The 20,543-nt window shown below is 69.0% G+C and carries 21 protein-coding genes; 7 read left to right on the top strand and 14 right to left on the bottom strand.

What is annotated here, in order from left to right:
* The first annotated feature begins 61 nt into the window (after positions 1-61).
* Positions 62-199, top strand: a complete 138-nt coding sequence (locus GC106_RS25130) for a hypothetical protein (protein WP_173135513.1) — start codon at positions 62-64, stop codon at positions 197-199.
* Positions 200-269: 70 nt separating this feature from the next.
* On the opposite strand, the gene GC106_RS25125 is transcribed toward GC106_RS25130, so the two are convergent.
* Positions 270-1,169: a dihydrodipicolinate synthase family protein gene (locus GC106_RS25125; protein ID WP_173135511.1), complete on the bottom strand. Its 900-nt coding sequence runs from the start codon at positions 1,167-1,169 to the stop codon at positions 270-272.
* 172 nt (positions 1,170-1,341) lie between these two features.
* Between GC106_RS25125 and GC106_RS25120 the strand changes: the two genes are divergently transcribed.
* From GC106_RS25120 to GC106_RS25100, 5 genes are all read left to right on the top strand, one after another.
* Entirely contained in the window at positions 1,342-2,325 is a 984-nt protein-coding gene (locus GC106_RS25120; RefSeq protein ID WP_173135508.1) for a LacI family DNA-binding transcriptional regulator, read from the top strand.
* Between the two features lie 10 nt (positions 2,326-2,335).
* The gene (locus GC106_RS25115; protein WP_173135505.1) at positions 2,336-3,265 is read left to right on the top strand and encodes a 5'-3' exonuclease; all 930 of its coding nucleotides are present in this window, start codon (positions 2,336-2,338) and stop codon (positions 3,263-3,265) included.
* A 70-nt stretch (positions 3,266-3,335) separates the two neighbouring features.
* Entirely contained in the window at positions 3,336-4,913 is a 1,578-nt protein-coding gene (locus tag GC106_RS25110) for a phytoene desaturase family protein (RefSeq protein ID WP_173135503.1), read from the top strand.
* A 63-nt stretch (positions 4,914-4,976) separates the two neighbouring features.
* Positions 4,977-5,249, top strand: a complete 273-nt coding sequence (locus tag GC106_RS25105; RefSeq protein ID WP_173135500.1) for a hypothetical protein — start codon at positions 4,977-4,979, stop codon at positions 5,247-5,249.
* A gap of 35 nt (positions 5,250-5,284) precedes the next feature.
* On the top strand, positions 5,285-5,626 hold the full coding sequence (locus GC106_RS25100; RefSeq protein ID WP_173135497.1) for a cupin domain-containing protein: 342 nt from the start codon (positions 5,285-5,287) through the stop codon (positions 5,624-5,626).
* Positions 5,627-5,818: 192 nt separating this feature from the next.
* Here the strand turns inward: GC106_RS25100 and GC106_RS25095 are convergent, their stop codons facing one another.
* The 13 genes from GC106_RS25095 to pafA form a co-directional block, all read right to left on the bottom strand.
* Positions 5,819-6,250 (bottom strand): carboxypeptidase-like regulatory domain-containing protein, encoded by a 432-nt coding sequence (locus GC106_RS25095; RefSeq protein ID WP_173135494.1) that lies wholly within the window; start codon positions 6,248-6,250, stop codon positions 5,819-5,821.
* Positions 6,250-6,852 carry an RNA polymerase sigma factor gene (locus GC106_RS25090; RefSeq protein ID WP_173135492.1) on the bottom strand — a complete coding sequence of 201 codons (603 nt, stop codon included), beginning with the start codon at positions 6,850-6,852 and terminating at the stop codon, positions 6,250-6,252. The genes GC106_RS25095 and GC106_RS25090 overlap by 1 nt, the downstream gene beginning before the upstream one ends.
* Positions 6,853-7,010: 158 nt before the next feature.
* Positions 7,011-7,817, bottom strand: a complete 807-nt coding sequence (locus GC106_RS25085) for an SAM-dependent methyltransferase (protein WP_312872829.1) — start codon at positions 7,815-7,817, stop codon at positions 7,011-7,013.
* Positions 7,818-7,936: 119 nt separating this feature from the next.
* A complete protein-coding gene (locus tag GC106_RS25080; RefSeq protein WP_173135489.1) occupies positions 7,937-9,157 on the bottom strand; it encodes a GNAT family N-acetyltransferase in 1,221 nt (406 codons plus the stop codon).
* A gap of 45 nt (positions 9,158-9,202) precedes the next feature.
* Positions 9,203-9,889, bottom strand: a complete 687-nt coding sequence (locus tag GC106_RS25075; RefSeq protein ID WP_173135486.1) for a DUF4333 domain-containing protein — start codon at positions 9,887-9,889, stop codon at positions 9,203-9,205.
* 109 nt (positions 9,890-9,998) lie between these two features.
* Positions 9,999-12,749: a DEAD/DEAH box helicase gene (locus GC106_RS25070; RefSeq protein ID WP_173135483.1), complete on the bottom strand. Its 2,751-nt coding sequence runs from the start codon at positions 12,747-12,749 to the stop codon at positions 9,999-10,001.
* A gap of 38 nt (positions 12,750-12,787) precedes the next feature.
* Positions 12,788-13,705 (bottom strand): diacylglycerol/lipid kinase family protein, encoded by a 918-nt coding sequence (locus tag GC106_RS25065; protein WP_173135480.1) that lies wholly within the window; start codon positions 13,703-13,705, stop codon positions 12,788-12,790.
* The gene (gene tatC, locus GC106_RS25060; RefSeq protein WP_173135904.1) at positions 13,705-14,601 is read right to left on the bottom strand and encodes a twin-arginine translocase subunit TatC; all 897 of its coding nucleotides are present in this window, start codon (positions 14,599-14,601) and stop codon (positions 13,705-13,707) included. Before tatC ends, GC106_RS25065 begins: the two co-directional genes overlap by 1 nt.
* A gap of 93 nt (positions 14,602-14,694) precedes the next feature.
* Positions 14,695-15,057 carry a Sec-independent protein translocase subunit TatA gene (gene tatA / locus GC106_RS25055; protein WP_173135477.1) on the bottom strand — a complete coding sequence of 121 codons (363 nt, stop codon included), beginning with the start codon at positions 15,055-15,057 and terminating at the stop codon, positions 14,695-14,697.
* Between the two features lie 48 nt (positions 15,058-15,105).
* Complete coding sequence (locus tag GC106_RS25050) at positions 15,106-15,333, bottom strand: bacteriophage holin (RefSeq protein WP_173135474.1); 228 nt, start codon at positions 15,331-15,333, stop codon at positions 15,106-15,108.
* Between the two features lie 19 nt (positions 15,334-15,352).
* A complete protein-coding gene (locus tag GC106_RS25045; RefSeq protein ID WP_173135471.1) occupies positions 15,353-16,315 on the bottom strand; it encodes a helix-turn-helix transcriptional regulator in 963 nt (320 codons plus the stop codon).
* The gene (locus GC106_RS25040) at positions 16,312-17,283 is read right to left on the bottom strand and encodes a helix-turn-helix transcriptional regulator (protein WP_173135468.1); all 972 of its coding nucleotides are present in this window, start codon (positions 17,281-17,283) and stop codon (positions 16,312-16,314) included. The genes GC106_RS25045 and GC106_RS25040 overlap by 4 nt, the downstream gene beginning before the upstream one ends.
* A gap of 147 nt (positions 17,284-17,430) precedes the next feature.
* The gene (gene pafA / locus GC106_RS25035) at positions 17,431-18,789 is read right to left on the bottom strand and encodes a Pup--protein ligase (protein WP_173135466.1); all 1,359 of its coding nucleotides are present in this window, start codon (positions 18,787-18,789) and stop codon (positions 17,431-17,433) included.
* A gap of 121 nt (positions 18,790-18,910) precedes the next feature.
* Here pafA and GC106_RS25030 point away from each other — a divergent pair, with 121 nt between their 5' ends.
* Positions 18,911-20,380, top strand: coding sequence for a bifunctional phosphatase PAP2/diacylglycerol kinase family protein (locus GC106_RS25030; protein ID WP_173135463.1), 1,470 nt, complete (start codon positions 18,911-18,913; stop codon positions 20,378-20,380).
* The last annotated feature ends 163 nt before the right edge of the window (positions 20,381-20,543 follow it).

Raw genomic sequence — 20,543 nt, 5'->3', positions numbered from 1 at the left:
ACAACCGGGAGGGACGCGAAAATGCGCGGCGGACTCGTGATGGGGAACAAGATCGGCGGGCGTGGTGGCACCATGCGCGGTCACCAGCTCGGTGGCCGCTGACATGCGCGGCGGCAACGTGATGGGCAGCAAGATCGGCGGGCGGTTCGCCGACGGCTGCATCGACAGCCGTGGCGGGAACAAGATCGGCAGGCACTGACACAGGTCGCCGGACAGACGGCACGAGTGGCCCGTCGCCCCTGGGGGGAGCGGCGGGCCACTCGCCATGGTCAGCCGCCGATCCCCCATTCGCGGAGGATCTCGCCGACCTCCGCGCGTTCCGCTTCCGGCAGCTCGCTGATCGGCGGGCGGACGTCACGCCGGCAGAGGTCCAACTGCGCCAACGCTTCCTTGACAGCCGAGACGTTGTAGGCGTTGCCGTGCCGGGCACGCAGGTCTTCGAACGGCTTGAGCTTGCGCCACAACCGCATCGCCGCACCCGGGTTGCCCGCGGCGAGTTCGCCGAACAGCCGCAGCGACAGTTCGGGGGCGACGTTGCCGAGCCCGGTCGTGAAGCCTTCCGCGCCCGCGACCCAGAAGAACGGTGCCCAGGACTCCGCCAGCCCGCACACCCAGACGAGCCGTTCCGCACCACCGGATGCCGTCTGTGTGACGATGTCGGCGAACGCGATCGCGTCCGGCACCGCGTATTTCACGCCGACCACGTTCTGGCTCCCGACCGCGAGCTTGTGCACGGCAGACGGCCCGATGTGCGGGCTTCGCAGGTAGCACACCACACCGAGGGACGGCACTGCGTCGGCGATCGCACGGTGGTAGGCGACCCAGCCTTCTTCCGTCAGGTAGGGGTGAACGGGCTGGTGCACCATGATCGCCTCGGCACCGGCGGCCTGTGCGGACTTGGCCATCCGGATCGCCCGGTCGAGCTCGTGGCCGACTCCGGCGATGACCGTCGCACGGTCTTTGACCGTCTCGATGGTGACGGCGAGCGCGGTGTCCAGCTCGTCCGGGGTCAGGGAATAGAACTCGCTCGTGTTGCCGTTCGGGGTGACCACGCCGATTCCGGCGGTCACCGCGTGGTCGAGGACCCGCGCGTACTCCTTTGCGGCCACCGCCCCGTCGTCGTCGAACGGCGTCGCGTTGATCAACACTACCGAGCGGAGCGCGTCCATACGTCTTCCCTTCCACCACAAAAAGATGTAAACGTTTTCGTCATGTTTCCATCAGCCAGGCCGCGCGGTCAACGCGTCGCACGTCGGAACCGCCACGCCGTTGCCCCGGTACCGGTCCCGCGTTACATCGGCCGGTACGATCTGGCGAAAGCGACGAGTGGAGGTGCACCCCGTGGCGGTTACCATCCGCGACGTCGCGCGGGAGGCTCAAGTCTCCGTTGCCACGGTTTCGCGGGCGCTGTCGTCACCCGATCTGGTCCGGCCCGCGACACGTGAGCGTGTGCTCACGGCCGCCGCCCAGCTCGGCTACCAGCCCAACCGCGCGGCCCGCGGCCTGATCACCGGCCGCACCGGCAACATGGGCATCGTCGTGCCCGACCTGAACAACCCGTTCTTCACCGGCGTGCTCAAAGGCGTGCAGGCCCGCGCCCGGCAGGCCGACTACGCGGTTTTCGTCGCGGACAGCGACGAGGACCGGGCGACCGAGGAACAACTGGTGCGCGCGATGGCCAAGCAGGTGGACGGCGTGATCGTCTGCTCCCCCGGCATCGACGACACCCAGCTCTACGAGGCAGCGGGCATCACCTCGCTGGTGATGCTGAACCGGCGGCTGCGCGGCGTCCCGGCGGCGCTGATGAACAGCGCGTCGGGCATGCGCCAGGTGGTCGACCACCTCGTCGCGCTCGGGCACCGCAAACTCGTGTACCTCAACGGTCCCCGGACGTCGTGGTCCAACAGGGAACGCCGCCGCGGCCTGCGACTGGCGACCCAGCAGCACGGCGTCGAGCTGATCGAACTGGGCCCGTTCCCGCCGCGCTACGAAGGCGGTTTGCAGGCGTGCGATCTGGCGCTGGCCACCAAATCGACCGCGATCATGGCGTACAACGACATCATGGCTCTCGGCGTGCTCGCCCGGTTGCGGGACCGCGGGATCGGCGTGCCGGGCGACGTGAGCGTGACCGGCTTCGACGACCTCATGTTCGCCGAGCTCTGCTCGCCGCCGCTGACCACGGTGGCGATGCCACTGGCGACGGCCGGGTCGCTGGCGGTCGACCTGCTGCTCGACGGCCTGAACTCGGACTCGGCGGAGGTCCGCCACGTCGATCTCGACACGCAGCTCATCGTCCGCGCCACCACATCACCACCTCCGGCCTAAGCTGCTCCCCGTGACCCTCGCGCTGCTCGATTCCGCCAGTCTGTACTTTCGCGCGTTCTACGCACTGCCCGACTCCATGCGGGCGCCCGACGGCACAGCGGTGAACGCCGTGCGCGGCTTCGCCGACACGATCGCGCGCATCATCACCGACCGGAAACCGACGCGCCTGGTGGCCTGTCTGGACGCGGACTGGCGGCCCGCGTTCCGCGTCGAGGCACTGCCGACGTACAAGGCGCACCGGGTGGCCGAGGAGGGCGACGGGATCGAGGAGGACGTGCCCGACCTGCTCTCCCCGCAGGTCCCGATCATCCTCGACCTGCTGGACGCGGTCGGCCTGTGCACCGCGGAGGCCACCGGTTACGAGGCCGACGACGTGATCGGCGCGCTGGTGCATCGGGAGACCACGGATCCCGTCGAGGTGATCTCCGGCGACCGGGACATGTTCCAGGTCGTGCGGCACAAGCCGACGCCCGCGACGGTCTGGTACGTCGGGCGTGGGTGGAACAAGGTGGAGGTGGTCGGCCCGGCCGAGCTGGCCGAGAAGTACGACCTGCCGGGCGAGGACACCGGCCCGCGGTACGCCGACATGGCCGTGTTGCGTGGCGACCCGTCGGACGGCCTGCCCGGCGTGCCGGGGATCGGCGAGAAGACCGCGGCCAAACTGATCCGCGAGTTCGGCTCACTGCCCGCGCTGATCGCCGGTGCCGCCGCCGGGGACAAGCGCATCCCCAAGCGCGCACAGACGAACCTGCTCGCCTCCGCGGAGTACCTAGCGGCCGCGCCCACGGTCGTGGCGGTGGCCGTCGACGCGCCCGTCGTGCTCGACCGTGACGACAAGCTGCCCTCGGCGGCAGCCGACCTCGACCGGGTCAGGGGCCTGCAGGAGCAGTGGGACCTGGGTGCCTCGGTGGACCGGCTGCTCAAGGCGATCACCGGCTGACCGGTCGCCGGCATGGTCCACTGACCGGAATTCCGTCGCGGGCGCGGCCCGGCATGCCTAGCCTGCGGTCATGATCAGCTTCGATGTGGTCTTCGTGGGTGCGGGGCACAACGCGCTCGTGGCCGCGGCGTACCTCGCCAAAGCCGGGCGCAGCGTGTGCCTGTTGGACCAGAGTGACGTCCCCGGCGGCTTCGTGCGCAGCGAAGAACTGACGCTGCCCGGCTTCGTGCACGACAAGTTCTCCGCGGTGCATCCCGTTTTTGTGGGCGGTCCCGTCTTCGCCGACCTGCGTGAGGATCTCACCAGGCACGGCCTGCGGTACACCCAGGGCGGAGTGAGCACCGGTTCGTCCCTTTCGGACGGACAGTCCGCCGTGATCGAGACGGATCCGGCGGCGTGGCAAGAGGAACTGGACCGCCTTGGTGAGCGCGACGCGTGGAACGGCCTGTTGACCGACGTGTCCGGGCTCATCGGGACGCTGCTGCCGTTGATGGGTATGGACCTGACGACACCGGAGGCCGCTCAGCTACTAGCGCAGTTGCATCAGGACACGACATCCGCGTTACCGTTCTCCGCGTTACTGGCTGGCAACGGCTACGACCTCGTCACCGACCGGTTCCGCGCCGAGGAACTGCGGATGGTGCTGCTGCCCTGGCTGCTGCACTTCAGCATGAGCCCGTTCGACGCGGGCGGCGCGCTGTGGACCGCCGTACTGGCCGCGCTGCTCCCCCACGGCAATCCGCAACCGGTCGGCGGCAGCGGCAAACTGGCTGAGGCACTCACGGCACTGGTCCGCGAGCACGGCGCCGAAATCAGGACAGGGGTCGATGTGGACGCCGTCCTGACCAAGGACGGACGTGCCGTCGGCGTCCGAACCTCGGATGGCGAAGTCATCACCGCCACGACCGTCGTCGCGAGCACGACGCCGGATCTGTTGTACGGGCGCCTGTTGCGCGATGCCGACGGCGTCAGCGAGTCGGTACGCCAGCAAGCCAAACGTTATCGGTACCGTCGCGGCTGTTTCCAGATCAGCCTCGCGCTGTCGGCACGCCCGCAGTTCCTGGACTCCCGGCTGGATCAAGGCGGTGCGATCAATCTCGGCCGGAGCGTCGCCCACCTGCTCGGCTCGGTGCACCAGGCGGACACCGGATATCTGCCGGAACACCCGTCCATCTCCTGGCACGAGGCGACGGCGGTGGACCCCGGCCGTGCACCCGCCGGGAAGGCAGTGGTGCGCATGCAGATCATGGAGGCACCCCTGGCTCCGATCGGCGACGCCGCGGGACAGATCGACGCGAACGGACAGTGGACCGAATCGGTCGCCGAGCGCTACGCGGACAGGATCGTCGCCGAGGCGAGCAGGCACTTCAAAGGCCTGGAGGAGTTGATCCTGGCGCGGCACGTGCTCACGCCCGCGGACCTGAGCAGGCTCAACCCGAATGCCGGTCCAGGCGACCACACGGCTGGCCACGGCGCGCTGTCCCAAGCCTTCACGCACCGGCCGATCCCCGCGCATCGCGGTGGATACGCGACCGCTGTCCCCGGCTTGTACCTGATCGGCGCCGCGAGCTGGCCGGGCGCCAGCGTCAGCGGATCGTCCGGCCGGGCCGTCGCACAGAGCCTGCTCGAACACCCGCCCTTGACCTGAAGTCGACTTGAGGTGCCAGGCTGAAAGCTTGATGCTGTCCGTACCGGGAAGGGGGCAGAGGGCGTGATTGTCACCGTCGTCAAGGTCACCGACCTTGACCAGTTCTTGGCGGTCTTCGCGACCAAGGGGAAGGTCAAGCGCCGGGAGCACGGCTGCCGGGGCGCTCGGGTGTTCCTTGATCCCGACGATCACCAGCGGGTGTGGGCGGTCTTCGACTGGGACGCGGAGGACTACGCCGGGTTTCTCGCCGATCCTGAGATCCCGGCGATCGCACGGAAGCTCGCGCTCGTGGCGCCTCCCGTGCACGCTGTGGCCGCGGCCGAGTACGACTCGTGATCACATCCGTCATCCCGGCACGGAGAGGTGCCCACATGGCCGTCCCGCCGTCACATGCCAGGAAGTTCACCTCGACGATCGGCCCCGATGCCATCCGCTTCGGCGACGGGATCGTCATCGCGCCCGCTCTCGGCAAGCACGAGAGCGAGGCGATGAGCGCTTATACGTCGTTCTTCCGCAAGGGAGCGCGGGCCGACCTGCCGGCGCCCTATGCGGAACTCTGGGTGGTTCTCAGCGGCGCCCTTCGGGTGGGCGCGGCGAGCGAGGCCGTCACGGTGCGCGCGGGAGACTTCGTGCACGTCCCGGAGCAGGCGCCGGGGATGGTCGAGGCGTTGGAGGACACCACGATGGTCTGCGTTTCGGTGCCCGCTCACTGACCCTTCGTCAGCATTTCCCCGCTGACGACTAGGCCGTGTTTCAAATGCCCGATCGCGATAGCCGGGCCGGATGCGGCCCCTGACGCCACCGCGGGACCGCCCAAAGACAACCAGTATTCGCGGCGATCCCGCGGCGACGCCAGGAACCGCCCCGATCCCGACTCTCATCGACCGGGACATTCGAAACACGACCTAAAGCAGAACCGTTGGTGTCACGACGGTCCGAGTGCCGTCGAACTGGACGACGAGCTGTGTCGTCCCCCTCGGCACGTTGTCCACGACGAACCGGCCGTCCTCGTCGGCCGTCGTGTCGTGGGAGCCGTGGCCGGCGACGCGGACCTCGACCGCGTGCTGGCCCGGAGGGACGAGCCAGCCGTCGATCTGGTGGCATTCGCCGATCCGGGTCAGGTTGATCATCACCATCAGGTCGCCGACGGTGAACGTGATCGTGCCCTGGTCGCCGCGGACGCCGGTCAGCGCGTCCGCGCGTTCCCAGCGGGCCACTTCGACGTCGAGGTCCTCCAGTTCGACGGCGAACTGCACGCGTTCCACCAGGCCCGGGGGCGGCGGGTCGAACTCGTCGATCAGTCTGTCGAGCTCGGTGAGCACCCTTTTGTCGTCCATCAGTCCCCGCCCCCTTCGGAGTCCAAGAGCTGCCTCAGCGTGTCCAGGCACCGGCCCCTGGTCGGGCCGATGCTGCCACGCTTCATCTGCATGGCCTCGGCGACCAGGCGATATTCGCTGCGGCCGGACAGCACGGTCAGTCGGAGCAGCTCCTGGCACTTGTCCGGCAGTTCCCGGAACGCACGCCACAACCGGGTGTCCCGGTCGGCCCGCAGCGCCTCGTCCTCCGGCTGCGGCTGGGTGCTCGGCAGCTGCTCGGCCATCTCGTCGGTCAACGGCAGGTCAGTGGCCTTGCCACGGACCCGCTGAGCCTCCCGGCGGGTGGTCGTGATCAGCCAGCCGGCCAGCGCCTTCGGCTCGGCCACCGAATCGATGTGACTGAACAGGGCGAGCCAGACGGTCTGCACGACGTCCTCGGCCAGCGCACGGTCGAGGCCGTGGCCTCGCGCGACGTGCCAGACCAGCGGGGTGAGGTCCTTGACCAGCGTCGCGCGCGCGACTCTGTTGCCCGCCCGCGCCGCACGCATACATGCCGCGTATCGCTCAGCGCCGTGCAAGCCCTCCCATGGAGGGTCTTCGTCTGTGGTTCGAACGCTGGTCACCACTACGCCCCTCACCTGGCCACTGTCGTCGCCAGCTCCTGCCGGAACACCCACCGGCAGCCGTGAATGCGCCCCGACTCCATGCGCACTGACTCCAATGGAGCCTAGTGCGGTCACGATGTCAAGAAGCAACGAACCAGCAGAACGGTCCAAACGTGTCAGTTCTTGCGGGCGACCCCCGCGTACAGGTTGGAGCGGGACGCGTCGGCCAGGGCGCTGGCCCGATCGGGCCGCCATTCCGGGGTGTAGACCAGGCCGGGCTCGACCAGGGTGAAGTCGCCGAACATCCGGAGGATCTCCTCGCGGCCGCGGGGGAAGATCGGGTCACGGCTGTTCTTGAACACCTCGATCGCCGCGCGCATGCCCTCGGGAGCGTTGTCCCAGGTGAACGCGGACAGGGCGAAGTGACTGCCGGGCACGAGAGCGGCCCGGAACGTCTCGGCGATCCCCCACGGGTCGTCGGTGTCCGGGATGAACTGCACGACACCGACCATCAGCAGGGCCACCGGCCGCGAGAAGTCGAGCAGTCCGCGGACCCGCTCGTGCCCGAGGATGCCCTCCGGGTCACGCATGTCCGCCTCGATCGCGGCGGCGTTCGGGTTGTCACGCAACATCAACTCGCTGTGCGCCACGGCCACTGACTCGTTGTCGACGTACACCACGCGGGCGGCCGGGTTGAGCTTCTGCGCCACTTCGTGCACGTTGCCGACCGTGGGAATCCCCGAGCCCAGGTCGAGGAACTGCGTGACGCCCTCGCCGACGAGGAAGCGCACGGCACGGTCGAGGTACTGCCGGTTCAGCCTCGCCATGTCCCGGGCGGGCAGCACTTTCAGCAGGTTCTCGGCGAGCGCGCGGTCGGCACTGAAGTTGTGCCCGCCGCCGAGCAGGTAGTCGTAGACGCGTGCCGCGCTGGGCACTTCCTCGTCAACGCCGGTCGGTACCCAATCGGTCATCGCGTCGGTCACGCCGAAGCTCACCCCCGTGCTCGTGGACAGCCGTCGGGAGTGAGACTAGCGGTGTCAGGCCAAGTCGAGACCAACCGGACCGCGGATTGACTCGATCGCACCAGTCTCACGCGGCGACGTCAGAAACCGGTTCCGCACCAAGGGATCGAATCGGTCTGGAACAACCGGTCGGCCCTGGTGAGCGCCACGGGGTCGCTGACCCGCACGCGACCGGCGGCCGCCAACGCGGACGGCGTCCACGCGCCGAAGTACAGCATTCCCAGCGTGTCCACGCCGAGCGTCAGGTCGGCAGGCGCCGACGTGCGCACGACACCGTCACCCGAAACCAGGTATGTCCCGGAATTCTCCGGCAGGAAGGCGTCGTTCACCGCGATGGCAACGGGTTCCGCGTCCGTGTACGTCCGCGCGCCCAGAGCGGCCGGAACGTCCACCAGACGCACCCACGCGTCGTCGCCGATGTTGCGGGTGATGCAGGCGCGCGGGTTCTCCAGCAACAGCTCGACGGGTTCGTCCACCGGGCGATCGTGCGCGTGGATCTCGTTGACCAGGTCCATTTCGATCAGGAACCGCCACAGTTGGTTACGGGCAGCCAAAGTCGTGCCGTGCAGGTCGTAAACGTGAAGCGTGGCACCGTATTCAGTGCTCACATGGTCCTCGTTGGAGCTCGCCTTGTAGATCACGTACGCGTCGTCGCCGCCGTCCGGTCCTGAGTGAACGGCGACGAGATAAGGCTCGTCCTCCCGCATCGAACGGTCGAAGTGGACCGCCCACCAGTCACGTCCCCGGGTCATCATTCCCGTGCGGTACAAGCCGATCCGCTCGTACAACGCGGCGGTCAGCGCCAGCGCCTCGGCCGAGCTCAGCATCCGCACACGACCCGACTGCGGCACGCCGGACCGGAGCCGGGGCTTGATCAGGTGCATCTCCCTGGCGCGGGTGCCGATGCCGTAGCCGAACCGGCCGTAGATGCCCGTCTCGGTCGCGTTCAAAGTGGACAGTATCTGGCCGTTGGCCCTGGCGTCGGCGAACTGGAAGCGCATCAGCTCCGTCAGCACCCCGCGCCTGCGGTGGTCGGCTCGCACGCCCACACGCGTCAGCCCGGACATCGGCACGGTTTTGCCGCCCGGCACGGCCACCTCGGAGTCGTAGACGTACGCGGAGCCGACCGTGACACCGTCGGTGGTGATCGCGCCGAAGAAGCGGTCCGGCTTGTAGGTCGGCTTGGTGGCCGCCCAGTCCGAATCCGTCATCGGCGGGGAGTGCAGTGCCACGCGCAGCAACGAATGCGCCGCGCGGAGCTCGGAATCCTGCGTCAGGACCCGGACAGCGAAGTCGGCCATGACCGCGGATCGTGTCATGGCCGACTTCGCCGATCGACCGAATTTCTACTTGGACTGACTGACCTCGTACTCGGCCTTGTCCTCGGACTTCACCGTGATGGTCACCTTGCGGGACTCACCGTCGACCTTCAGGGTGCACTCGAACGAGTGACCGGCCTTGACCTCCTGGTCGGCCGGGCACGACACGTCCGTGGCGTTCTCCTGGTAGCGCTCCTTGAGGATCTTCACGACCCCGTCCTGGACCGCCTTGTTGTCCAGGACCTTCTTGTTGAAGAACCCTGGGGTCACGAACCCGAGCACACCGACCGCCGCGACCGCGAGCACCACCACGCCCACGATCACCCACAGCATCGCGCCGGACTTCTTCTTCGGCGGCTCCTGACCCGGGTACTGCTGGTAGCCGCCGCCGTAGGGCTGCTGCTGTTGCTGGCCATAACCCGGGTACTGCTGTTGCTGCTGGCCGTATGGCGACTGTTGCGCCGGGAAACCGCCGCTGCCAGGCGTGTTGGGGTCCTGTGGCTGACCGTAGGGCGACTGCTCCTGCGGCTGGCCATACGGCGCCGTCGGTTGCTGCTGGGGATAACCGCCGTACTGCGGCTGCTGTCCCGGCTGCTGGGGGTAGCCCCCTGGCTGTTGGGCCGGGAAGCCGCCCGACGGCGGGCCGTAGGGTTGCTGAGGTTGCTGCCCCCACTGCTGCGGATCGTTCCCGCCGGGCCCGTACGGGCTGCTCATGCTTTGCCTCCGGTGTCCTTATGCAGCCATTCCGCGCGATCCAACCACAGGTCGTGGTGATTTCCCCACTCGACCCGGCAACCTTGTCCGAGCCGTGGCCGAACACACGTCACGTGGTCCCCGCGGCGACCACGCCGCGTCGGATGTCCGACACGGCCTGTGCCGCGGTCGCGCCGATGTCGGAGTCGCCGCCGACCACGTCCTTGACCTGGTCGAGCAAGTCGATCACCTGACGGCACCACCGGACGAAGTCGCCCGCGGTCAGCTCGGCGCCCGCCGACTCGGCCGCGGTGAGCACCCGCTCCAGCGACTCGCCCCGTGCCCAGCGGTACACCGGCCACGCGAAGCCCGCGTCCGGCTGCCGGGTGCGCTCCAGCTTGTGCCGTCGCTCGTCCTCGTTCAGCCCCGCCCACAGCTGCGCGGTCTGCGCCAGCGCCTCGGTCACCGCACCCTGCGGCACGCGGGCCTCGAACGGCGAGTCCCGGCGCGCCTCGAAGACCAGCGCCGACACGACCGCGGCGAGCTCGGCCGGGCTGAGCCCTTCCCAGACGCCGTGCCGCAGGCACTCCGCGGCCAGCAGGTCCGACTCGCCGTACAGCCTGGCCAGCCGGCGGCCGTGCGCGGTGACTTCTTCCGTGCCGTTGCCCGCCAGGTAGTCCCGTTCGGTGAGCAGCTTGCGGATCCGGTCGAAGTTGCGCGCGAGCGAGTGCGTCGTGGCCGCGACTTTCTGTTCCAGCTGCTGGGTTTCGGCCTTCAGCCGGTAGTAACGCTCAGCCCAGCGCGCATGGCTTTCCCTGTCCTGGCAACCGTGGCACGGGTGTGCGCGCAACGCCCGGCGCAGCGCGGCCAGTTCCGCGTCGTCGTCCGGTCCGGCCCGGCGCTTGCCACGTGTGGGAGCGGTGATTCCCGTGCTGCGCAAGGTGGACGCGAGGTCCCGGCGGGACCGCGGCGACCGGATGTCGACCTGTTTGGGCAGCCGCACCCGCCCCAGCGACTCGACCGGGTGCGGGAAGTCCGAGACCGACAGCCGCCCGGCCCACCGGTCCTCGGTGATCACCAGCGGGCGTGGTTCGCCCATCGGGTCCAGCCCCGGGTCGATGACGATCGCCAGCCCGGACCGGCGCCCGCTGGGCACGGCGATCACGTCGCCCTTGCGCAGCCGTTCCAGCGACGCGGCCGCCTCCGCCCGGCGGGCCGACGAGTTCTGCCTGGCCAGGGACTTCTCCCGGTCGGTGAGCTTGCGCCGCAGCTCGGCGTACTCGGTGAAGTCGCCGAGATGGCACGTCATCGACTCGGCGTAGCCTTCGAGCGCCTCGCGGTTGCGGTCGATCCGGCGGGAGACGCCGACCACCGAGCGGTCCGCCTGGAACTGGGCGAAAGACTGCTCCAGCAGGCCGCGTGCGGCCTCCGAACCGAGCCGGGCGACGAGGTTGACCGCCATGTTGTAGCCGGGCTTGAACGACGATTTGAGCGGGTACGTCCGGGTCGACGCCAGCCCGGCGACCTGCTTGGGGTCCACCCCCGGCTGCCAGAGCACGACGGCGTGTCCCTCGATGTCGATGCCGCGACGCCCGGCACGGCCGGTGAGCTGGGTGTACTCCCCCGCCGTCAGGTCGACGTGGGCCTCGCCGTTGTACTTCACCAGCCGTTCGAGCACGACCGTGCGCGCTGGCATGTTGATGCCCAGTGCCAGCGTCTCGGTGGCGAACACGACCTTGACCAGGCCGCGGACGAACAGCTCCTCCACGGTCTCCTTGAACGCGGGCAGCAGGCCGGCGTGGTGACTGGCGAAACCACGCTCCAGCGCCTCCCGCCACTCCCAGTAGCCCAGCACCCCGAGGTCGCCTTCGGGCAGGTCACGGGTCCTGGCGTTGACGATCCGGCGGATCTCGGTGACCTCGGCGTCGGTGTTGAGCCGCACCCCGGAACGCGCGCACTGCACAACGGCCGCGTCACAGCCCGCGCGGCTGAAGACGAAGACGATCGCGGGCAGCAGCCCGGCCACGTCGAGCCGCTGGATCATGTCGATCCGCGACGGCGGCTTGAACCGGGTCCGGTTCACCGGCGGCCGCCGCTTGCCCCGGCCGGCCGACTGCCACGCGTGCATCCGCGTGGTGTCGTCGATCCGGCGGACCAGTTGCGAGTTGATCCGCGGCTCGCCCCGCGGGTCCTCACCCTCGAACAGGTCCATCATCCGCGGGCCGACCATCATGTGCTGCCAGAGCGGGACGGGCCGGTGTTCGTCGACCACGACCGTGGTGTCGCCGCGCACCTCGACCAGCCACTCGCCGAACTCCTCGGCGTTGCTGACCGTCGCGGACAGGCTGACCAGGCGGACGTGGTCCGGCAGGTGCAGGATGACCTCCTCCCACACCGCGCCGCGGAACCGGTCGGCCAGGTAGTGCACCTCGTCCATGACGACGTACTGCAGGCGTTTGAGCGCGTTCGACCCCGCGTACAGCATGTTGCGCAGGACCTCGGTGGTCATCACGACGATCGGCGCGTCGCCGTTGACCGAGGTGTCCCCGGTCAGCAGACCGACCTTGCCCGCGCCGTAGCGCGCCACCAGGTCGGCGTACTTCTGGTTCGACAACGCCTTGATCGGCGTCGTGTAGAAGCACTTCCGGCCCTCGGCCAGGGCGAGGTGCACGGCGAACTCGCCGACCACGGTCTTCCCGGCGCCGGTCGGGGCACAGACGAGCACACCATGCCCGGCTTCGAGCGCCTCGCACGCCTGGACCTGGAAGGGATCGAGCTCGAAGGAGAGCACGGAGGTGAATTCGGCCAGCTCGGGGCTTGCGGAACGGCGCTTGGCCGCCTGGAAAGCCTCAGCCGGCGTACGCGAAGGGCGTGCGGCCACGTCACTACAGTAACCAATACCCACGACAGTCGTCGCATCTATTGGTCAAGACCTCTGAGCTGGGACGACCTGCCGGGGACAACGCGTAACGCGCCGGGCACGCACCGCACGTCGAGCGGCAGTTCGCGGATTCGTTCACCGTCCGCGTACCCGATCCACCCGCCGTCGGCCGCCAGGCTGATCGACTTCGCCCGCAGCGTGGTCACCGCCGGGTGATCGACGTGCGAACCAGTCCGCAGGCCGGGCAGGATCCGCACCAGGTCACGGCGGTGGGCCTGGCCGACGACCGTCACGTCGAACCAGCCGTCGGCCGGATCGGCGTCCGGGCAGACCGGGATGCCGCCGCCGTAGTACGGCGTGTTGCCGACCGCGACGGAGTTGGCGGCCAGCTCCAGGGTCTCCGACTCGGTCCGCACGATCAGCCGGGCGGACTTCAGCGCGGCCAGTTCGGCGAGGATCGCGATGTCGTAGCGGCGCGGGCCGCGCGGCCAGCGCGTCCGGTTCACGCGTTCGTTCACCGCGGAGTCGAAACCCGCGCACAACACCGTCGCGAACCACGCGCCGTCCTCGACTTTGCCCAGGTCGATACGGTGGGTCCGGCCTTCGGCCAGAGCTTGGGCCACCTCTGTCACCGCGGCGATCGGGTCCTTGGGCGGCAGCCCCAGAGCACGTGCGAGGTCGTTGCCGGTACCCGCGGGAACGATCGCGAGCGTGGTCTGGGTCCCGGCACATGCCTGGACGCCCGCGTGCGCGGCCCCGTCACCGCCGAGCACCACCACCGCGTCCGTCCCGTCCGCCACCAGGCTCCGCAGGACCGCGACGGTTTCGTCAGCGGAGGTCGGCACGTGCTGGCCGAGGTGATCGACCGAATCGCGCAGTGCCGCCGAGACCGTGCCCGCGACACGGGCCGCGGTGCCCAGCCCCGATGCCGGGCAGACGACAAGGGCGGCCCGCATTACGTCACATCGTCGTAGCCAGGCTTGTCCTTGGGCGGCGAAGCCGGAGTCGGGCTCGGCTGGTCGTCCTCGGCTCGGCGGTTGTCGAGGTTCAACGGCGACACGTCGTCGTCGTCGAGCTTGGAGTAGTCCTCCTCGCCGCCCGCTTCGAGCCGCGCCTTGCGCTTGTCGTGGACTCGCGAGACCTGTACCGCCACTTCGAACAACAGCACCATCGCCACGGCCAGTGCGACCATCGAGAACGGGTCCGTTCCCGGCGTCGCGATGGCCGCGAAGACGAACAGGCCGAAGAAGAACCCGCGGCGCCAGTGCCTGAGTTTCTCGTACGGCAGCACGCCGGTCTGGTTCAGCATGATGATCACCAGCGGCAGCTCGAAGCTGACACCGAAGATCAGCAGCATCGCCAGGATGAACGAGAAGTACTCGTCCGCCTTGAAGAACGTCGTGAACACGTCGCCGCCGAAACCGACCAGGACCTGCAGGCCCTGCGGGACGACGTAGTACGCGAGGAAGGCCCCCGCGACGAACAGGACCGAGGCGAACAGCACGAACCGGCGCGCGAACTTGCGCTCCTTCGCGTACAGGCCCGGCGCGATGAACGCCCAGATCTGGTAGAGCCACAAGGGGCTGGTCAGCACCGCGCCCGCGCCGAGACCGACCTTCAACCGGACGAGAAAGCTCTCGAACGGGTTGGTCTGGAGCAACTTGCACTCCCCCGGCGGGCGGGCGCTCGCCGGCAGGTCGCAGTACGGCGCGATCATGATCTTGCCCAGCGAACCGCCCGGCCAGATCTCCCAGCTCCACCAGATGTAGCCGAAGATGGCTCCGATGGCCAGGAAGGCCATGGCCAGGGTCAGCCGGTACCTGAGGTCGTAGAGGTGATCTCTCAGGCTCATCGTGCCGTCGGGATTGTGGCGGCGGTTGCGTGACCGCCGCGACTCCCGGCGGTGCGGGTCACGCGCCACCGTGCGAACCGTCTCTCTGGGTTGTCAGGCGTTCTTGGGTGCCTGGGTGGGAGCGGCCTGGTTGTTGGGCTTCAGCTGCGCCTGCAGGTCGTCGATCTGCTTCTGCATCTTCTCGACGTCCGTCTGCGCGGCCGCTGGAGCGGCCGGGGCGACCGGCTTGGCCTCCGGCAGCTGCGCCGGGACGGCGGGAGCCGGGGTGGCCGTGGTGGCGGTGGCCGCCTGCGCGGTCCCCTCCTGGTCGTCCTGCTTCATCCCCTTGGTCTCGGCCTTGATGATGCGCATCGAGCGGCCGAGCGACCTGGCCATGTCGGGCATCTTCTTGGCTCCGAAGAGCAGGATGATCACCACCGCGATGATGATCAACTCGGTCGGTCCGAGGTTACCCACGGCACTCCTCCTGACGCGTCGCACAACTCATCTGCATGTTACCTGTCATCACGCTTCCGTGGACTTATCGATCTCCGCGCGCCGGAAGCGCTCACGGACAGCGATTCGCAACGCGGCCTTCCGGGCTTTCAGCATGCCCAGAGAGGCGCCCACCTCGGCGCTCACGTGACCACGCGTCACGGCCAGCCTGCGTGCCGACCTGGCCAGCCTCAGCAGCACGAGAACGAGAACCACCAGGCCGATGACCAGCAGCACTACGGCCGGTATGTATTGCACGCGCGGAAGCGTAACCGCATCAGGTTGACGCGAGGTTGCCGGCCAGTTCAAGTGCCTGACGAGCACGTGTCCGCAATTGTTCGGCCAGGTCGGTCGGGGACTCGACGTGCACCTCGCCGCCCTGGCCGAGCAGCAGCCGCACCATCCACGCCCGGTCGGCGTACCGCATCCGGACCCTGACCCGGCCGCCTTCCAGCTCTTCCACGCTCTCGACCGGGTAGTACTCGGCCAGCCAGCGCGCGTCCGGCTCCAGCACCAGCGTCGCGACCAACTGGTCGGGTTGCGGTGTGAACAAGCCGCTCGAGACGTCTGTCGGTTCCGCGTACGGCGGTGGCGCGGCGCGCTCGTCGAGCTGGGTCACCTCGTCGATGCGGTCGAGTCGGAACAACCGCACGGCATCCGCACGACGGCACCACGCTTCGAGGTACGAGCGGCCTTCCACGATCAGCAGCCGCATCGGGTCGACGGTCCGCTCGGTGATCTGGTCCTTCGACGCGGTGTAGTACGTGATCCGCAACGCCTTCCGGGCGGTCAGCGCGTTCTGCACGATCCGCCGCACCTCCGCGGTGTCCTCGCCTTCCCGCACGCCGAGCCCGACGACCACACCGGCCGGCTGGGCCAGGCCCGCGGCCGCTTCGATCTTCGCCACCGCGCGCCGCACGGCCTCGCCGTCCACGACGCCCGGGGTCTCCCCCAACGCCCTGAGCGCGACGAGCAACGCCGTCGCCTCGGCGCCGGTGAGCCGGAGCGGACGGCTCATGCCCGCGTCGAACGCGACCGTGATCGTGTCGCCTTCGAAGGACAGGTCGATCAGGTCACCGGGCCCGTAACCGGGCAGACCGCACATCCACAACAGCTCGAGGTCCTTGCGCAGCTGCTTCTCGGTCACCCCGAAGTCCGCGGCCGCGTCCTCGACCCGGATGCCGGGCCTGGCCAGCAGGTACGGCACCAGCGCGAGCAGCCTGGGCAGCCGGTCGCTCATTTCGCCGCCTCCAGCAACCGCTCGTACACCGATTTGCGCAGCACTTCCGGTTCCAGGACCAGGACGTCCGGGCCGAACCCGGCCAGCCAGGACGCGGCCGACTCGGGGAACCGCAGCTCCAGTTCGACCTCGTCGCCCTGGATGTGCCCGATCCGGCGGCTGCCGAGGACCTTGGCCCGGCGCCGGACGCCCGCGGCCTTGCCTTCGGCCACCCACACCCTGGCCATGGCCGTGTGCATCGGCTCGTTGCCTGTCGTGGCGACGAAGTCCAGCAGGTTGATGTCGTCCGGACGCGGCTGCTCGGCCCGGCCGATGATCCTGACGTCACCGACGATGCGCGACAGGCGGAAGCAGCGCGGCGCCTTGCGGTCGCGGTCATGGCCGACGACGTACCACCGGCCACGCCACGACACCACGCCCCACGGCTCGATCGTGCGGGTCCGCAACTCGGCCGGAGTCGGTCGGCGGTAGGAGAACGTGACGGCTTTGCCTTCCTGGACCGCGGCGAGCAACGGGCTGAACGACGGCTCGGCCGTGCGCACCTTGGGCTCGACGATCGCGGGCGACGACTGGTCCACGTCCACCCCGGCGGCCCGCAGTTTGATGATCGCGCCGTGCGCGGCGCCGGTCAGCTCCGGCGAGTCCCACAGCCGGGCCGCGAGGGCGACCGCCGCGGCCTCGTCCGGCTCGAGGTCGATGTCACCGAGCTCGTAGTCCCGGCGCGCGATGCGGTACCCGTCGACCGGGTCGAAGCCGTCGAACCCGGTGTTGCGCCCGGTCTCCAGCGGGATGCCCAGCTCGCGCAGCTCGGTCTTGTCCCGCTCGAACATGCGGGAGAAGGCCTCGGTGTTCGGCGCGTCGGCGTAACCGGGCACGATCGCGCGAATCCGGTCAGCGGACAGGAACTGCCGGGTGGACAGAAGGCAGAGCACCAGGTTCACCAGGCGTTCCGCACGGGCGATGGACACGACACCGACCTTAACGCCACCCCCGCCACACCTGACACTCAACGCGCCAACGAGTGCGTACGAACGGACCGTTCGTACGGTTTCCCCCCTCGTGAGTGGTTATCCGGGTTCTAACCCTGATAACCACTCACGAGGACTGAGCTGGGATTACAGGGAGGCGATCAGCCGCTCCACTCGCTCGTCGACCGCCCGGAACGGGTCCTTGCACAGCACTGTGCGCTGGGCCTGGTCGTTCAGCTTCAGGTGGACCCAGTCCACGGTGAAGTCCCGGCCCGCTTCCTGGGCCGCGGCGATGAAGTCACCGCGCAGCTTGGCCCGGGTGGTCTGCGGCGGGGTGTCCTTGGCCGCCTCGATCTCGCCGTCCTCGGTCACCCGCGCGACCAGGTCCTTGCGCTGCAGCAGGTCGAAGATGCCGCGGCCACGGCGGATGTCGTGGTACGCCAGGTCCAGCTGGGCCACCCGGGCACTGGACAGCTCCAGGTTGTGCTTGGCCTGGTAGCGCTCGACCAGCCGGTGCTTGATCGCCCAGTCGATCTCCCGGTCGATCCGGCTGAGGTCCTCCTGCTCGACCGCCTCCAGCGTGCGGCCCCACAGTTCGATCACGCGCCGCGCGACCGGGTCGGCGCCCCTGCGCTCCACGTGCTCCACCGCTTTGGCGTAGTACTCGCGCTGGATGTCCAGTGCCGAGGCCTCCCGGCCGCCCGCGAGCCGGACCAGGCGGCGGCCGGTCAGGTCGTGGCTGATCTCGCGGATCGCCCGGATCGGGTTGTCCAGGCTGAAGTCGCGGAACTGCACGCCCTCCTCGATCATCTCCAGCACGAGGTTGGCGCTGCCGACCTTGAGCAGGGTCGTCGATTCGGACATGTTCGAGTCGCCGACGATCACGTGCAGCCTGCGGTAGCGCTCCGCGTCGGCGTGCGGTTCGTCGCGGGTGTTGATGATCGGGCGTGAGCGGGTCGTCGCGCTGGACACGCCTTCCCAGATGTGTTCGGCGCGCTGCGAGAGGCAGTACACGGCGCCGCGTGGTGTCTGCAGGACCTTGCCCGCGCCGCAGATCAGCTGGCGCGTGACCAGGAACGGCAGCAGCACGTCGGCGATCCGCGAGAACTCCCCCGCCCTGGTGACCAGGTAGTTCTCGTGGCAGCCGTACGAGTTGCCCGCTGAGTCGGTGTTGTTCTTGAAGAGGAAGATGTCGCCGCCGATGCCTTCGTCGGCCAGACGCCGCTCGGCGTCGACGAGCAGGTCCTCCAGGATCCGCTCGCCGGCCTTGTCGTGCGTGACCAGCTGCACGAGGTCGTCACACTCGGCCGTGGCGTACTCCGGATGCGACCCGACATCCAGGTAGAGGCGCGAGCCGTTGCGCAGGAAGACGTTCGATGAACGTCCCCACGACACGACCCGCCGGAACAGGTACCTGGCCACCTCGTCCGGGCTGAGCCTGCGCTGCCCGTGGAAGGTGCAGGTCACACCGAACTCGGTTTCGATGCCGAAGATCCGCCGCTGCATCCCTTCAGCCTAGGCGGTCTCGGCGCCGGCTACCGTGCGCCGTTCGGGGCGACATAGGTCAACTACCCGAAATGAGACATCCGATCGGCGCCCGGACGGCTCTGTCGCTACCGTTCAACACGTGTTCCGACGTGTCCGAAGATCCCTGCGCGATGCGAGCCAGGTGGACAAACGACTGGTCCGCCGCAGTGCGGAGTTGCCGGAGACCACGGTCGACCGGGCGCTGAAAGATCTCACCAAATCGGCGAACCACGGCGTGTTGTGGTTCGGCGTGGCGAGCGTCCTCGCGGTACGGAAAGGCAGGACACGCCGGGCCGCGTTACGCGGAGTGGTCGCCATCGGTTTCGCGAGCTTCAGCGCGAACCTGATCGGCAAGCAGCTCTTTCCACGGCGCCGGCCCGCCGCCGAGTTGTTGCCCACCTACCGCCGACTGACCAAACGGCCGACGTCCTCGTCGTTCCCGTCCGGGCATTCCGCGTCCGCGATGGCGTTCACGACCGCGTTGACGATGGAGAGCCCCGCGCTGGGCGTCGCGGTCCTGCCCTTGGCGGCAGCGGTCGCGTATTCCCGGGTCCACACGGGCGTGCACTGGCCGACGGACGTGGCCGCGGGCGCGGCGATCGGTGTCGCCGCGGGTCTCGCCACCCGCCGGTGGTGGCCGGCCGGCGCGGACGAACCTGCCAGCGCGCACCCGCATTCGACGCTCCCGGCGATCGAGAACGGCGACGGCCTGCTCGCGCTCGTGAACCCGGGTTCGGGCATCGACGGGCAGGACCCGACCGAGCAGATCACCTCGTACTGGCCCAAGGCCACGGTGATCTATCCGGACGGCGACAACCTGGTCGACCAGTTGCACGAGGCGATCGACGAAGCCGAGGTGCCGCCGAAAGCCCTCGCCGTGGCGGGCGGCGACGGCACCGTGGCGGCGGTCGCGGCGGTCGCGGCCGAACGGCAACTGCCGTTGGTCCTCGTGCCCGCGGGGACACTGAACCATTTCGCCCGCGACGTCGGGATCGACGGCATCCAGAGCGTCGCCGACGCCTTGGCCTCGGGGGACGGCGTGCGCGTCGACCTCAGCCACGTCGACGTGGACGACCTGAGGCCGCGCTGGTTCCTCAACACCGCGAGCCTCGGCGGCTACCCCGACATGGTGCGGCTGCGGGAGAAGCTCACGAAGCGCTGGGGCAAGTGGCCGGCCGGGGCGATCGCGCTCGTCCGCGTGCTGGCCAAGTCGATGCCGCTCCGGCTGACCATCAACAACGAACGGCACCTCGTGTGGATGGTGTTCGTCGGCAACGGTTCCTACCGGCCGAAGGGCTTCGCCCCGACGACCCGGCCCGAGCTCGACAAAGGCCTGATGGACGTCCGGTACATCCGGGCGGACGTGCCGTTCTCCCGGCTGCGGTTCGTCCTCGGAGCCGTGCTCGGCGCGTTGCACCGCAGCAAGACGTACCGGCACCGGGAGGTCCGCGAGCTGGACGTGGTCGTGCACGGCAGGCCGATCCGGATCGCCACCGACGGCGAAGTCGGCCCGCTGGGCAACAGGTTCCGGTTCAGCGCCCAGCCCGCGGCCCTCAGCGTGTACCGCTAGCTTGAGTTTTAACCTGTTCGGCGGGGTCGTGGGTTGGTGGATTTGGTTTTCTTGCTGTGGTTGGGTTTCTGTTTGTCTGTGCTGGTGATGGTGTGGACGTCGTGGCGTGGCGCGGGCTGGTGGTTGGGTATCCCGGCGGGGCGGCCGGGACCGGGTCGTGAGG

The sequence above is a fragment of the Kibdelosporangium persicum genome (genome assembly GCF_013280595.1).
In the GTDB taxonomy this organism is placed as follows: domain Bacteria; phylum Actinomycetota; class Actinomycetes; order Mycobacteriales; family Pseudonocardiaceae; genus Kibdelosporangium; species Kibdelosporangium persicum.
The sequence above is the reverse complement of the archived record's forward strand: the minus strand, read 5'-3'. Positions and strand labels throughout refer to the sequence as shown.